This is a genomic window from Larkinella arboricola (assembly GCF_003259745.1).
GTDB classification, from domain to species: domain Bacteria; phylum Bacteroidota; class Bacteroidia; order Cytophagales; family Spirosomataceae; genus Larkinella; species Larkinella arboricola.
Genome location: NZ_QLMC01000009.1, coordinates 77,689 through 93,485 on the forward strand (window position 1 = coordinate 77,689; position 15,797 = coordinate 93,485).

At 53.7% G+C, this 15,797-nt stretch carries 8 protein-coding genes; all 8 read right to left on the reverse strand.

Features of this window, described 5'->3' with window-relative positions:
- Nucleotides 1-35 precede the first annotated feature (35 nt).
- The 8 genes from LX87_RS26430 to LX87_RS26470 all read right to left on the reverse strand — a co-directional run bounded on the left by LX87_RS26430 (nucleotide 36) and on the right by LX87_RS26470 (nucleotide 15,783).
- Nucleotides 36-1,475 (reverse strand): RagB/SusD family nutrient uptake outer membrane protein, encoded by a 1,440-nt coding sequence (locus LX87_RS26430; protein ID WP_111631324.1) that lies wholly within the window; start codon nucleotides 1,473-1,475, stop codon nucleotides 36-38.
- A gap of 13 nt (nucleotides 1,476-1,488) precedes the next feature.
- A complete protein-coding gene (locus LX87_RS26435; protein ID WP_111631325.1) occupies nucleotides 1,489-4,683 on the reverse strand; it encodes a SusC/RagA family TonB-linked outer membrane protein in 3,195 nt (1,064 codons plus the stop codon).
- A 37-nt stretch (nucleotides 4,684-4,720) separates the two neighbouring features.
- Nucleotides 4,721-6,214, reverse strand: coding sequence for an L-fucose/L-arabinose isomerase family protein (locus tag LX87_RS26440; RefSeq protein WP_111631326.1), 1,494 nt, complete (start codon nucleotides 6,212-6,214; stop codon nucleotides 4,721-4,723).
- Nucleotides 6,215-6,303: 89 nt separating this feature from the next.
- Nucleotides 6,304-7,566 (reverse strand): MFS transporter, encoded by a 1,263-nt coding sequence (locus tag LX87_RS26445; protein ID WP_111631327.1) that lies wholly within the window; start codon nucleotides 7,564-7,566, stop codon nucleotides 6,304-6,306.
- 298 nt (nucleotides 7,567-7,864) lie between these two features.
- The gene (locus LX87_RS26455; protein WP_211325377.1) at nucleotides 7,865-9,292 is read right to left on the reverse strand and encodes a neutral/alkaline non-lysosomal ceramidase N-terminal domain-containing protein; all 1,428 of its coding nucleotides are present in this window, start codon (nucleotides 9,290-9,292) and stop codon (nucleotides 7,865-7,867) included.
- A gap of 127 nt (nucleotides 9,293-9,419) precedes the next feature.
- Nucleotides 9,420-12,383 (reverse strand): PVC-type heme-binding CxxCH protein, encoded by a 2,964-nt coding sequence (locus LX87_RS26460; RefSeq protein WP_111631329.1) that lies wholly within the window; start codon nucleotides 12,381-12,383, stop codon nucleotides 9,420-9,422.
- Nucleotides 12,384-12,442: 59 nt separating this feature from the next.
- Complete coding sequence (locus tag LX87_RS26465; RefSeq protein WP_111631330.1) at nucleotides 12,443-14,017, reverse strand: hypothetical protein; 1,575 nt, start codon at nucleotides 14,015-14,017, stop codon at nucleotides 12,443-12,445.
- 137 nt (nucleotides 14,018-14,154) lie between these two features.
- On the reverse strand, nucleotides 14,155-15,783 hold the full coding sequence (locus LX87_RS26470; RefSeq protein WP_111631331.1) for a RagB/SusD family nutrient uptake outer membrane protein: 1,629 nt from the start codon (nucleotides 15,781-15,783) through the stop codon (nucleotides 14,155-14,157).
- Between the last annotated feature and the right edge of the window lie 14 nt (nucleotides 15,784-15,797).

The following is a 15,797-nucleotide window of genomic DNA, read 5'->3' on the forward strand; positions in this document are numbered from 1 at the left end:
TTCTCTGATCAACTCTGTGTAACAACTGATTAAAATCAATATCCCGGATTTTGCTTCACCATCGCCGGGTTCAGGTCAATTTCGTTTTGCGGAATCGGGAAGATCAATTCGAAATCATCGACTTTGAACGAAAGGTTCTGGCTGGCGTAGTGCGCGTTCATGACGGTTTGCACCCGCCCCGTGCGTACCAGGTCGAACCAGCGCTGGCCTTCAAACAGGAACTCAACCCGCCGTTCTTTCTCGATGGCCAGCCGCAGGGCCGCCTGTGAAAGTCCGGCCAGGTCTGGCAAACCGGCCCGTTTCCGCACCTGATTAATAAAGGGAAGGGCCTCGGCGGTTTTACCCTGTTCGTTCAAGACTTCGGCGTACATCAGCAGCACATCGGCGTACCGGAACTGGGTGAACGTAACGGTTCCGTCAGAAAGGTCGATGGCTTTAAAATCCACGAACTTTAACCCGTGACGGGCGTACGATTTGGTGCCGTTGATGAGCCGCACCGAATCATTGACCGAAGCCGCCTTGCGGGCGTCGCCTGGTTCGTAGGTATTGATCATTTCCAGCGTCGGCACGATCCGGCCCGACCCTTGCAGGTTATTGTTGAAAATGGCCATGCTGGTGATGGCCGGCGTAAACAGGGCTGAATAGTTGTTACCCATACCCCTGCCAGCGACATACTGAATCTCAAAAACTGATTCGGCCAGGTTGTTATTCCCGTTGGTGAACAGCGTCTGGTAATTGGGGACCAGCGAATACTGCCGGGCGTCAATGACCTCTTTAAGCTTGGCGGCCGCCTGATCGTAATTCTTCTGTGTCAGGTACACCTTGCCCAACAACGCCTTGACCGTTGAACGCGATGCCCAGGTCTTGTCGGTGTTGAGATTGGCGGGTAATAAGGCTTCGGCTTCGGTCAGATCGCGCAGAACTTCTTCGTAAATCTGGGCGCTCGGTTTCAGCGACAGGTCGGCGGCTGCGACCTGGGCCGGGCTGCTGAACTCCTGATTGATGAGGGGTACATTACCAAACAGCCGGACGAGGTAAAAATAGCTGTACGCCCGCAAAAACTTGGCTTCGCCCTTGATGCGGTCTTTGGTAGCCTGGTCGAAACTGACATCATCGATGCGGTTGATGATGGCGTTGCTGCGCGAGATAGTATACAGGCAGGTATTCCAGACGCCCTGAACAAAACTGTTCGTGGAGATAACGCCGTTCTGGTCCATCTGCATCTCGTTGACAGAGGGCGACGACCACTGGATTTCGGTATTATCCGTCGTCAGTTCCGTCATGTACAGAACGGTACTGCTGCTGAACAGTCCCCGGAAGGTGCTGTAGACACCCGTGAGCGCGGTTTCAAAGTCGTTCTGGTTTTTGTAGAATGTCTGGTCGCTGATCTGGTATTCAGGCGCCAGGGCCAGGAAGTCCTTGCAGGAAGAAACCGTCGCGGCCAGTATCAGTAAGCAAAATAATTTCTTTTTCATGGCTCGTCAGTGATTAAAAGGTCGCTCTCAAACCGATCGTGTAAGTGCGCGGATTCGGGTAGGCGTAGAAGTCAATCCCGCTCCGGGCGATGTTGTCACCCGTGGTTGTTCCCTCTGGATCATAACCGGGATACTTCGTGAACGTAAACAGGTTGGTAGCGTCCAGGTAGACAGAAACGGCCTGTACCTTCAGCTTGCTGACCAGCGGTTGCGGGAAGGCATACGCCAGGTTGACGTTCCGGACGCGGATATAGGAGCCGTCGAACAGATTCTTGGTTGTTCCGGCGCCGAACCCAAAGGCGTAGTCGTTCCGGATGGCGCGTGATATTATACCATTGCCGGGGTCTGCTTCTGATTTCCAGCGGTCTGCCACGAGGCTCAACTGGTTTTGAACCCCGGCTCCGTTCTGTATAATTTCTCCACCCTGATAATAAATTTCGTTCCCCTGCGACCCGTTCAGGCTGATGTTCAGCGAGAAACCTTTGTAGGAAAACCGGTTACCCAATCCCCACGTAAAATCCGGCCAGGGTGTTCCCACAATCGTGCGGTCGTTCTGGGTAATGGTGCCGTTGCCGTCGGCATCTTCATACTTGTAGTCGCCGGGCTGTACGCGCGGGTGCTGTTTCGGGTTGGCATCCACCTCGGCCTGGTTCTGGAATACGCCCAGAATGTTGAGCAAGCGGAAGCTGGAAATCGGATACCCCACCTGCGCTACCTGGTAATCGGAGGTTTGAAGCCGGGCAGTTTCGGAGTTCAAGGCCAGCACTTTGTTGCGGTTCCAACTGATGTTGAAATCCGTATTCCATTGAAAACCGCCTTTGCGAATATTCTCCGAATTGATCGTCAGCTCAATTCCCTTGTTTTCGATTTCCCCGATGTTCTGAAGCGAGCTGCTGAAACCGGAGGCTGCGGGCAGAATGACGTTCAGCAGCAGGTCTTTTTTGTGGGTCCGGTACGCATCAAAGACGAACGACAGGCGGTTGTTGAACAGGGCCAGATCAAGGCCGAGGTTGGTTTGTACGGATTGCTCCCAGGTCAGCACGCTGTTGGCGAGACTGCTGGGCACGACGCCCGAAATCACGTTACCGCCGGTGACGTGGCGCGAGATGTTGAGCAAGCCCTGGCTGGCGTAGTTGGGAATCAGGTTGTTCCCGGAAATTCCGTAGCTGGCCCGGATTTTCAGGTCGCTGATGAACGAAACCGGTTTCAGGAACTCCTCGTCGGACATACGCCAGGCTGCCGAAAACGACGGGAAGGTACCCCAGCGGTTTTCGCGGCCAAACCGTGAACTGCCGTCCTGCCGGACTGTGGCGGTGAACAGGTATTTACCCGCCAGCGTATAGTTCACGCGGGCCAGCCACGACAGCATCGACCACTCGCTTTTGTAGTTGGTACCGGACGTAACGGCCCCCGCGGCCAGATAAGGCACGTAATCCGTCGGGAAGTCGATGGCACCAGCTTGCAGGATTTCGTCGGTATTTTTCTGGATGGTGTAGCCAATCAGGGCGTCCAGTTCGTGCTTTTCACCGTAGCGGTGCCGGTAATTCAAGGTGTTCTCATTCAGCCAGTTCAGGCTTTTGACTTCCGTTACCCCGGCAGTGGCCGCTCCGTTGCGACTGGTAGCCAGCCCGACTTTCGAGGATTTCCACAGGCGGGTGATGTTGTTGGAGTAGTTGACACCTACGGATGTCTTAAACACCAAGCCGTTGGCGATTTCGTATTGCAGGTAATTGTTGGTGAATACGTTGGTGTTGTTTCGTTTATCCGAAAACTCGGCGGCAATAATCAGCGGGTGTTCGACCGGAATCCCCGTGGGGTCAGAGAATTCTGAATAATAGTTGCCGTTGGCGTCGTAGATCGGAATGGTCGGGTCGCTGGCTAAAGCCGCCGAGATCAGGCCCCGGTGTTGCAGGTGGCCTTCCGCCCGCGCAAAATTGCCGTACGAATGGGCGCCGGAAAACGACGCGCCGAGTTTCAGCCGCTGGCTCAGTTGGGCGTCGATGTTGGTCCGGAGCGTGAATTTCTTGAAGTCCGAGCCGATGATAATACCCTTCTGGTCGTAGAAACCGCCTGAGACATAATAACCGACATCCCGGCTGGTGCCGCTGGCCGAGAGCTGGTAATTCTGTACCAGACCGGGCCGGAAGATTACGTCCTGCCAGTCAGTGCCGCCGGATATTTGGTCCGGATTGCGGAAGGATGGTTTGACCTGCGTGGCCGTGCTGCGGATGTTGTTTGGATCGGAGGCTTTTCCCCCCGAAAATACCCAGGCGTTGTCCCGGCCATCGGCCACGAATTCGGCGTATTCACGCGGAGAAAGGAGGTCCAGTTTTTTCGCCAGTTGTTGAACCCCGGTCGAATGCTCGAAGCTGATGGTCGGTTTGCTCTGCTTGCCGCGTTTGGTCGTAATGATCACGACCCCGTTGGCCCCGCGCGAACCGTAGATGGCCGTCGCTGAGGCATCTTTCAGAACCTGAATCGATTCAATATCGGAGGGGTTGATGGTACTCAGCGGGTTAATCCGGTTGGCCGAACTGCTGTTGGCAATACCGCTGGCCGAATAGGAGCTGGACGCAAACGTACTCAGGTCGGAGCCGCCCCCGCCCGTACCGATGGCATAACCGTCGACCACGTACAACGGGGAGTTACCGCCCGTAATCGAGCTGATCCCGCGGATGACGACGTTGACGTTACCACCCGGCGCGCCCGACGTCTGCGAAATCTGCACCCCGGCTACCTTGCCCTGCATCATCTGATCGACGCTCGTGGCTGAAGGTACTGGCACTAGATCCTTGCTGGAGAGGTTGACAATCGAGCCGGTCAGGTCCTTTTTGCGCTGGGTTCCGTACCCGACCACCACCACATCCTGCAACTGCTGTTGGTCGGTTTTCAGCGCCACGTTAATGGTAGAACGGTTTCCGATGGCTACTTCCTGCGGGGCATACCCGATGAAGCTGATAACGAGGGTCGCGTTCGGCGAAACCGTCAGACGGAAGCCGCCTTCCGCATCAGCCGCGGTGCCGTTGGTGGTGCCTTTTTCGGTAACGGTGGCACCCACGAGGGCCTGCCCGTCTTCTTCGGCCGTTACTTTTCCGCTAATGGTAACTTTGGCGGTCGATTGGGCAGCCGCCTGGTAGGCAATGGCTAAAACGCTCAGCATACTGCCAATCACCAGCAGACGCAGACGTTGGAATAGATAACACTTCATAGGAAAAGGGTTTAGATGGGTTTGTTTACTCGATGAATTATCGCACAATCACAGATTCAATTTTCAGATAATCCGCAATTTTCTGAATCGTTTCGGCGTGGTGACCGACTCCCAGGGCAAAATGATGCGTCGGTCCTTCCTTGATCCAGCGTTTCAGGAAAGTGCGCACATCCGGTTTAAAAAAACCACGGGTATTGGTGTTACCGGTCGGCGGAATAGGGCCTTCCAGCGATTCACCTTCGGCGATGACGAATTTCATTTTTCCGTCAAACGTGGAGCTGATACTGAGCATGGTAATCGGTCCCTGCTTGATTTTGAATTCGACACCCGCGCCGAAACCGGGTTTGCCGTGGTATTTTTTCAGACTACGCAGAACGGGCTGGCCGTCGGCAATAGCAATGTTATGTGGCCCGTCGTGGCCGACGAGGACGAAATCTTCCTTGAAATCAACGGGGTGGAATTCGGCGAAGCTGCCCCCGATGCCGAGCCGTTCCATGATGAGCATGGCAATACAGGTTTTCAGGTCCGATTCGCCACACATCGGAAAACCCGCGCCCTGCAACAGCGAATTGCCGATGATCAGGTTCGACATGACCACCCGCGTATCGCTGTCGTCGGGGCCATCGTAGTAATACGCCAGACCGTCCAGTTTTTTCACCTGAATGAATTTTTCCAGCGCCACAGCCGCCCGGGCCGCAATGTACAGGTCGGAATCCCGCAGTTTCTCGGAAATAGGGTCAGAAACCGGGTCGGGTGTATCGAAATAAGACAGAATGCGCTCCTTGACGGCGTCAATTTCCTGCTCGGTTGCTTTTTGATACTGGGAGACAATTTCGTGCGCTTCACACTGAACGATGTGCGGACCGAAGTGAGCTGTCAGCATGGTTGAGTCCGAATGCATGTCTAGCATGGCCTCGATGGGGTGACCAATGTGCCCGATGCGGGACGTTTTCAGATCGTGCAGTACGGCGGCAATCCGGCAATACGTTTCAATTTCAGCATCTGCGGCCGGGTCGTCGTGCAGTGTACCAATGATGGTGTCGGGTACTTTTTTACCCATCCGAACGGCAACCCCGGCAAACTCGGGCAGCGAACAGATGTCATCGTTGTACAACTGCATGTAGGTGGACGCCCGGCTGTAATCCATTGCCTTATCGGGCTGGAGGGCCACCAGAACAATCGGAACGTCGATGCTTTTGATGATGACTCCAAACGTGCTGGAAGTGGCGTAGGTGAGCATGTCGCAGAAAATCAGGTCGAGGTTGGCTGCCTGGAGTTTAGGCACCATCTCGTAGGCTTTGGTGGCATCGTCGACCAGACCAAAATCGACGATTTCGGCCGAATCAAGTGCTTCGATTTTCTGGATCAAAACCGCCTGCTTTTGCATCATATCGTCGAGCAGACCCTCAAACTGACTCCAGTATTTGAAGTAGCCCACCCCAAACACACCGATTCGCGGACGTGTTTTTTTTCGCTTTGCATACACCGCTCCGTTTTCGGACACTACTTCGTTCAGAAGTTCCTTTGCCATTTGATTTAAGTTATTTCTTTTTTTTAATTAGTTAACGCACTAAGTTGATGAGCGTATAATTTTCCCGCTTAGGGGAAGACTCTGGTTGATTACGGAATACGAGTTGAAATGTCTTCCTGAATTACATGGGCCTGTCCTTCTTCAAACAGCGGTTTAATACGCGGAATAAGCCAGATCAACAACGCAAAGGCTAGGGGATAGAGCAGCCCCGAAGCAATCCAGAGTGGCCGGTATGAATACTGCTCGATAACAACCCCCATCAGTGGATTGAGCAGCAAGCCGGAGACCGCACCCGCCGTACCGGACAAGCCAACGACCGTGGAAGTCGCTTTTTGCCCGAACATATCCGAAATGGCCGTGATGTAATTGGTAATCCAGAAACCGTGGGCAAACATGAAAACCGCCATCAGCCCCACCGCTACGCCAACGGAGGATACCCATTCAATGGCCGGTGCCGCTAACGTCAGCAGAGCTGCAATGCCCATAACGGTTTTCCGCGCTTTGTTGATGGAAAAGCCGCCCGCAATCAGTTTACCGGAGAACCAGCCGCCTATCACATTGGAAATACCCAGGGCCAGAAACGGTATCCAGAACAGATTACCGATTTCTTCAAAAGACACCCCCCGCACCGAACTGAGGTATTTGGGTATCCAGAACATCATAAAATAAAAGACCGGATCGAGCAGAAACCGAATCAGAATAAATACCCAGGTTGGCCGTTTTTGCAATAAGGTCAGAAAGGGTACGGTATCCTGTTTGGTTGTGCTAATCGGTTCCTCGACGGCCATGTCGGTTTTCTTCCAGGGAATCAGCAGCCAGATCACAACCCAGGCGATGCCAACCAAACCGGGAATCAGAAAGCCGCCCCGCCAGCCGTAATTTGCAGATAACCAGATGGTGAGGGGAGGGGCCACCACCGCGCCGATGGCCGATCCGCCGATGGCAATGCCGTTGGCCAGTGCCCGTTCTTTTTTGTCGAACCAGCGGTAAACCGTCCAGGCCGCCCCCGGAAAGCAGCCGCCTTCGCCCATGCCGAGGAAAAAGCGGTAGGTCAGCAGTTGCGTAAAGCTGGTCATGACCGCGTGCAGGCTGTTGGCCACCGACCACACACCTACCGAGAGCGCCAAACCGATTTTGCCGCCCACCCGGTCGATCAGCCAGCCACCCAGCGTAAACATGATGGCGTAGCTGATCAGAAAGCTGGTGTTGACCATGCCGTACTGCACATCCGTGATATGAAATTCCTCCTGAATTTTCAGAATGGCAATCGACAGCACCTGGCGATCCAGAAAACTCAGGCCCGTTGCAATGAATAGTAAAAAGACAATAGCCCAGCGTATGTTTTTTCTCATGCCCCTTAACGCACTAAGTTAGTGCTGGCAAAGATATACGCTTATTCATTCAAGAATCAAGAAAATGGTACTTTTTTTTAATTAAATAGTACGGTATTGCTTCCTAAAGCAAGGTAGTATAGGCTATTGAGGCTTTCTTTAATGAATTGCTCCCCTAAATAAGTTCCTGGCTGAATCTGAGCATGGAGCAGACACGCTGCGGCCCCATAGGACAGTCCGCCCTGTTCACTTGTCATAAGCGACCAGACGACGGACTGTCCCAGTTCTTGGTTTCTTACCCTGCTGTTGGAGAGAAACTTCACTTTTTCATACCATTGAATTGTTCGAGCAGACGCTTTACAATTTTTCTAGACCCTTCGGTCTCGACCCGATTGGTACCGAGCCAGGTTTCGTATCCGCCTAACTCATGCTGCTCGGGAGTTGGGAGGTAGCCGTAGCTTCCGTTGGCCAGCTCGATTACAAAGGTCGATTTGAAGGGGCTTTTGGCCTTGATTTCCAGTCCGGTTTCTGCAAATGTCTCGAACGGAATAGCGGCAATTCCCAGGTCGCCTATTTGCAGGGTCTGCATAACAACGTTGATCCTGTCGGGCCAGTTTTCCTGAATCTGCGTGATGCGTTTGGCGTACGTAGGCTCCTGTGGATGATGGAGTTTCAACTTTTCGGGATTAGCCAGCACCTCCTTCGCCCTTGCCAGCATCGCAGGCGTCGGCTTACGCACCCCAAGATTGAGTTCGCTATACGCTGCGCCCAGCTTCACGTCCGTCTTGTACTTCAATTCCTGGCTGCCCTTATACACGGCTTCGGCCACGTCTTTGGCGACCAGTTGCATTTTCTGATAATTACCCATTTTTTGGGCTGGCCCTCTGAAGTCAATGTTGTTGATATTTCCGGAAGTCCCGTTCGACAGCATCGCCACAAATCCGGGGCCGGTTTGGTCTTTGTCTACCAGTCTGGAGAGATACCCCGCGAAAGCCCCGAAATAATCGGACGTAATATGATCGGCCGGCACACCGCCTACATAATGCAGCGAATAATTGGCCAGCAGCCCGATAGGCCTTCCGTCCAGCGCCCGTATTGATACAAAATACAGCTCTGGATCCGTAGGGCCCGCAGGCCGGAGAAGGTCCGGATTTCCGACGCCGGGGTTCATCCTGACTTTATCCTGCCCACCGAATGGATTCGGAACTCCTTCCTTCATAACCCAACGTCTGTTAAAGACATGCTGCGGGACCTGCACGGAGCCCCAGCCGATTTCGGCAGGCTCTTTCTGATAAATGGCCCGCCTTACGCCATCGGCAATCCGTTTTGCTACAAAGGTCTGGTATTCATCCAGGGGTCTGTTGTAATTGAAATTCATACGCTCATCGTCCACACCGCTCGCGCTTACGCTGGAATGGGTATGCGTGGCCGCCATTAAGACGTTTTCCTTTTTCATGCCGGTTTTTTCCTGAATGAGCTGACGCGCATAGTCGAACACTTCCCTGCTAATGTGGAGGTTATCGACAATCACAATCGCGATCTGCTGATGACCGTCATCCAGCACCAGGGATTTGGCATAAAGTTCGTCGTGGATGTATTGGGCCTTGGGCGGAATACCGAAGTTGCCGACGATCCCTCCATCCAGAAACGGCGTGATATTACTCAGCGATGCCCCGGCCCGAAGCACGTATTGTCTGGATTGCGCCCCGGCCCCGGCCATTTGCAGGACCATAAAAAGCAATATCATTACGTACCGGAACTTCGGATTCGTACAAAGCCCTGCATTACAGTTAAGCGTTTTCATGGAGTTTAAGAAGAGTTGATTGGCGAATTATAAGCGGTTTTAGGAGCTAAATGGAAACATCGCTGGGGTTCTAGCCTTCGCCCGACGACTTCAAAAAAGCGATCAGATTGAGTAATTCCTGGCTACTCATGGTCTGCTCCAGACCGTCCGGCATCAGCGACAAGCCGGGATTGGTCAGTGTCTTTATGTTCTTTCTGAGAATCGTTTCCTCAGTCGAAAAAGCCGTGCGTATCGTCAGTGAATTGTCCGTTTCCGAAATGAGCCACCCGGTCAAGGTATTTCCTTCGACGGTTTCGATGTTCAGGGCCTGATAGGCGGGATACACTTCGTAATTGGGCACCAGGATATGGAGCAGAATCGCATCCGGTGGCTGATTGCGAATACCGGTAAGGTCCGGCCCCACGTTTCCTCCCTGCATCTCCGAATGGCTATGACAGGCCGAGCAGGTTCTCCGAAAGACCTCTTTCCCCTGCGCTGCTACGGCGGGTTCACCCAGTTTGGCCCGAAAAGCCTGGTACATCTTCATTCGGCCTCCCGATTCGAGTTCTGCAAAATAGGTCGTGGCTTGCCTGCTGACCGCTTGATCTTTGTGGTTCATCAGCCGCTGCCGGTCATTCGAACTAATCTCGGCTGCTCCGACGGCCTTCCCTTCTATGGCCTTGAACAAAACGGGGATAAACTCCGAATTGGATACTAATGCAGCCACGACGGCGCTTTTCACACGCGGTGTATAGCCCGACCAGGTAGTCCGCTGGGTCAACAGGGTAGCGCCCTCCGCCTTTGCCAGTCGGGTCAAAGCCGATACCGTTTCAATTTGAAGCTCCGGCGGGTTTTGGGCATTCAGGGTTTTGGCAAGCGTTGGCTTCACTTTTTGAAAGTCGTAGAACCCCAGCAACGCTACGGCGTCTTTCCGCACTGAAAGCGGAAGATCTTTTCTGAGCGCCACGGTATTCATCGTTGCCATAAAAGCTTCCATTTTCGTTACCGCAGACTTTTCGGAAGTGCCTGCCAGCAAGGCCAGTAACACGGTCTTTCCGGTGCCGCTGAATTCGTTTCTTTTGACCACGCCTTCCGCCAGCCCCAGGATTGTGGCCACCCGCCAGTCTTCTCCGGCGTTCTTGTCCAGCGTTTCGACCAGCAAGGTCTGGCAGGCCTGTACCGGTGCCGCGTTTCCAAACAAGCGTCCCATTTCCTGCATCACCAGCGCATAGGCACGGGCATCCTTTGCTTTTTGTTTCCTGAACGCAGCCAGAAACTCGGGCAATCGTTCGGAAATTCCGCTCAACACGGCATTGCGGGTCCATTTTTCCTCTCCGTCCATCGCTGCAATTTTCGCCAGAGCCTCCAGACAAACCTGCGTTTTGCAGTTGCCCAACACCAGCGCAGCCGTGAACCGTACCCGCTTATCGGTATCTTTCGCCACGGGAGCCAGCAAGCCGCTGATGACCGCTTCATCCGGACTGACGTGTCCGGCCAGCTTCACGGCTTGTTCACGAACGCCAGCCGAAGGGTCTTGCAGCAGCTTTTGAACCAGTTCCCGGTCGAGCGCCTGCAAATGGTGGAGCAGCCACAACGCAGCCGCCCTGGATTCGGCCCTCGACGAACCGGTTGCCAGCAGCTTCAGGCCAGGCACGTAGTCCGCGTTTTTATGTTGCAGGATGATTCTGAAGGCGGTTTGGCGCTGCCATTCATTATCCGAGTCCAGGGCAGAAAGCACCTGGCCTGAATTCCCGAAATCAGTACGTGACTGCCGCACGGGTTGGCCCTTTTTGAAAATCCGGTACAACCGCCCGTCGGCTTTTCCACTCTCAAAATCCAGCAGGTGACGGGCTTCTTCGGGAACATATGACGGATGGTCAATCACTTTCCGGTACATATCGGCCAGATACAGGGAGCCGTCGGGGCCGTGCGTCAGGAATACGGGCCGAAACCATTCGTCGGTCGAAGCCAGAAATTCTTTGTTAGGGTCTGCCACCTCCGATCGAAAGCCTGCCCCCGCCGGACTGATCAACTGGCGTTGCACCAGGTTTTGCGCCGGTTCACAGATAAAGACATTCCCCTTGTGCGCGTCGGTCAGCCGGTCGCCATTGTAGATGAGCAGTCCGCAGGCGGAAGTAAATGTGCCGGTATGCGAAAGCCCCATAAGTTTAGGGATAAATTCGGCGGTCGTCACCGCCTTGCTGATCGGCATTACCCTGGCATTGGCCTCCACATTCGATACATTCTGATACGTTTCGGTAAACGCCAGGGAAGGGTTTCTTTTCAGCTCCCAGGGGGCAATCATCATCTGCATCACAGGATGCCGGTTGGACGTACCAAACCGTCGGCCAAAAGGGTCGAAAGCCAACCCAAACTGACTGCGGCCACCTGCATTTTCGAAAACAAACGTCTCGGGATCAAACCGGCCGTCGGCGGATGTAAAGCTGACGGCCGCCCGTTGCGGGTGTTTCGGCGAGGTCACCGTTCCGCTGTTCAGACCGCTGGTAATATACACCCAGCCGTCGAGCCCCAGGATTGGGTGGCTGATCCTGATCTGAGCTGTTTTGTCCGAATTAAAACCCGTCAGAACAATGTCTTTGATATCCGCACGGCCATCCCCGTCTGTGTCTTTGAAATAGTAAATATGCGGGGCGCAGGTTACGAAAACTCCGCCTTTCCAGGGCAAAATACCGTTGGGATAGGTCAGCCCTTCGGCAAATTCGTGGCGTGTGTCATACGTTCCGTCCTGATTGGTGTCGCGCAGAAGCGCGATGCGGCCAATTGCGGGCGCTTTCGATCCGTCGATCGGATCCGGGTATCCTCGATCTTCAACAACATACAACTCGTTTCGCTCGTCGAAGGCAAACGCAACCGGGTCGATCACAAGCGGCTCGGAGGCCACCCGTTCAATGCTCAATCCTTCTTCCAGACGGAAACTTTCCATTGCCTTTTGCAGTCGAAGCGAGTCGGCCCGGGGGCCCGGACTGATACCGTGCTTCGGCTTCAAGGCGAAGGCAAAACAAAGGGCGGTAATTAAAAAAACACGTATCTTCATTTCAACTGACTAGGGGTGTTTACCTGTTTATTTAGAAACCTGATATCGAAAGCGGCAGATTAGGCCAGCTCGGGCGCTACACTTCCATATTCCCAGAGCTTGCCACCAAAGGCCGGGGCTTTTGGGCCGACGGGTGCTTCGCCGGGTTTTAGCTGCCGGGCCAGATCGATCCCGATGAAAGCCATGCGGTCGCCAGCCCCTACTTCGAGATTGCTGTATAAGGTCAGGCGGGTTTCATAGCCACCCCCGCCCGGCGCGAACGCTTCGCGGGTCGGTACATATCCGACACATCCGTTGGCCAGCATCGAGATAAAGGTGTATTCGAATGGGCTGTTGACTTTGATATCCAGACCAAACTGGCAAAAATATTCCGACGGGTTAGCAATAATGGCGACCGGCCCGATTTGAATTACCTGAATCTCCACGGGAACCGTGGGGGCCTTTTTAGCCTTTGCGTCCAGCATGACCGTCTCCTTTGCAAAAATCCACTTGGTTGCTCCGATTTCCTCCGGACTCTTCCTGACCAGCGCGAGGCTCTCTTTTACTTTCTGCGGGGCAGGAAGACGGCGTTTCATATTTTCCCGGTGAACCTTGTAGGCCAGGGGTGTAAGCGTACCGCGCGGCATGTCCAGCAGCACCTTCACGGCTTCGGCGCCGACCCGCGCACCGACAAAGCGCGCCCATCGCTCCCCCTGACGCTGGGCAAATTTATTCCGGTTGTCAACCTGGGTAACATCCCCTGCCGCGCCCTGAATAAACACGACCACGCATTCCGGCCCAAAAGCACCACGAATGGTTTGTTCAAGGTAGTAAACCCAATTGGCCGATATGCCCCCTGGGTTTGTCGTAGTGTGGCAGGTATAATTGACCAAACACCCGATACACGTATCGTTTTTGTCCCAAACGCCGATCACACCCACTTCGGGGTCTATCGGCCCGGCGGCCCGGACGATATCCGGGTTGAGCTGGCCGGGATGGGTGAATGTCAGGCCGTTCTTCATGAAAAACCTGCGGTTAAAGGCCACCTGGTCTTCCACCCCGCGTCCGACACCTATTTCTACCCCGGCCAATTTGCCATGAGCCTCCGACACGGCAGCCACAATCTGGTTCTCGATGGTTTCGAGGTAGCCCACATGGGCACAGGATGATTTATCATAGGCCAACCCCTTGATCAGGCTGTCGGCCCAGTCAAATTCTCCCGGCTGGATCATTCCGGTCGGACCGGATGAATGGGAATGCGTGGCACAGATCAGGATCGCATCGGCCGGAATCCCGGTCTGGGCTTGTATTCTTTTCCGGGCCGAGGCCACCAGGGATGCAGATACCATCAAGGCATCGACGGAAACGACCGAAATAGTGTCTGTGCCATTCTGGAATACCGAAGCACGTACTTTACAGGGGTCGTGGACGTGCGTATGGAACACTTTTCCATAGCCTCCGGGCTGCTCCATACCGATGGCAGGCGTAATGTCTTTTTCCGCGAAAGCAGCCCGGGTTGGATTTTGTTCTTTCTGATTTTCCTTAAAAGGCAAAGGCTCCGCTGCCGTATTCCTGCCCGTTCCTGCTGCCTGCCCCAGCCCGGTAACGGATGCTGCAACCAGCGATTTCTTGATAAAGCTCCTTCGACTGTCCATATTTTTCTTTGTTTCAACTACGTTATATCTGGAAGAATGATAAGCGCCCTTCAGTAACCCGTTACACTTCCCGGAATATTCTCGCGTTGCCGCCCGGGAGCTGTTCCGAAGGGTCGAAGTCTGGTCACCCCGTTGAACTACCAGCCAGGATTCTGCGTCAGGTTGGGGTTGAGCGCTGTCTCCTGCAAAGGAATCGGGTAGAGATACAGCTTGTCGGTCCACTTCCGGGCGTCAACACCCGGATAAATAACCCGGTTGGCTTTTGTAGCCGGATCTTTGGCACCCTGAATTACTTTGGGATTTTCCAGCAACTTGCCTGCTTTCCATCTGACCAAATCGTCCCAGCGAATTCCCTCAGCACACGTTTCCAGACGGCGCTCCCTTCGGATTTCATTCAGAAGAGGTGATATCGCCATCCCCCAGTTGGGCCAGTTGGGATCGATAAAGCCTACTTCTGTTTTCAGATGCGGCATTCTGACCCGGTCCCTCAGGGCATTGACGGTTTTGTCCAGCACCGCCTGTGTACATTCGCCGAGTTCTGCTTTCACTTCCGCATAGGAAACCAGGAGCTTCCCGTAGCGGAAGATAAAATCATCGGTTGTCGATGTGCTGGGCAGCCGGTCCCTTTCATACGGGCTGTAGCCTTTTAAAATGAAATAGCCGGTGGGACAATAATTATTCTGGAATTCGGGCATCGGCTTGTAGGTGATCGACCCGTCATCAAAAATCCGGTAGGGCCGCTTGGTCTGGTAAATGGATTGCTGCATTCGCGGGTCGCGGTTAACGAATTCGTCGGCAAAATTGGCGTCGCCTTTGTAGAGCGGGCTCAATGCAATAGGCCATCCGTCGGTACATAAGTAGGATTCCACAAAATCTTTACTGTAACCCGTATACGGTTCTCCCAACTGACGGACATTATTGTGCATCCGTTTATCGGTGATGTAGCGCTGCACCAGAATCCCCTCCGGGTTTCCTTTCAGTTCATACTGGACAAACAGATCGAAATAATCCTTTTCCGGGTTCCCGGTCGACCAGACCTGAAAACGCCCCGAGTTGATGACCTTCTCGTATGCGTCCGCGGCTTTCTTTAAAAGGTCCTGATGGTTGCCCTCTACTTTGTGGTACTTCCGGAAAGTGCCTTCATAAAGTGCAATGTCGCCCTTCAAGGTCAGCGCGGCAAACTGAGTCACCCTATCCTCGCCGGAGGTTTCGGGAAGATTTTGTATCGCAAAATCCAGATCAGCCAACATATTATTTACTACCGTCTCACGCGAATCCCGGGGGGCTGTCAGGGCTTCTGATTCGGTATCCAGGCTTTTTTCAATCCAGGGAACTTCCCCAAATTTTTTCAATTTATCGAAGTAGAAAAAAGCGCGAAAAAACCGTAACTCTCCATGAGCCAGCTTTAAGTTGGCATCTTCGGGAACACCAGCGATCCGGCCCAGTGCATAATTGACCTTCCGGATCGGAAGCCAGTCTGCTTTGTCCCAGCCTCCTCCCGACGAAGGAATTGGATATTCGCCCCAGGTATAGGGATTCCGGCTGCTTGGCACCTGATTATCACTGAAATTGTCCAGTGAATACCAGGCTAATCTTGCATCAAATAAATTGGGATAAAACTGGGCGGCATACATCTTGAAATCCGCGCCGGTCTTCCAGAAATTCCCATCGCTGATCTTGTCCTCGGGAAAGCGTTCAAGAAAATCGTCGTTGCACCCGGTCAAAAGAAAAGCAGAAAGCAGTCCTGTAAAAAGAATCTTTTTCATTGCTAGGCTCATTA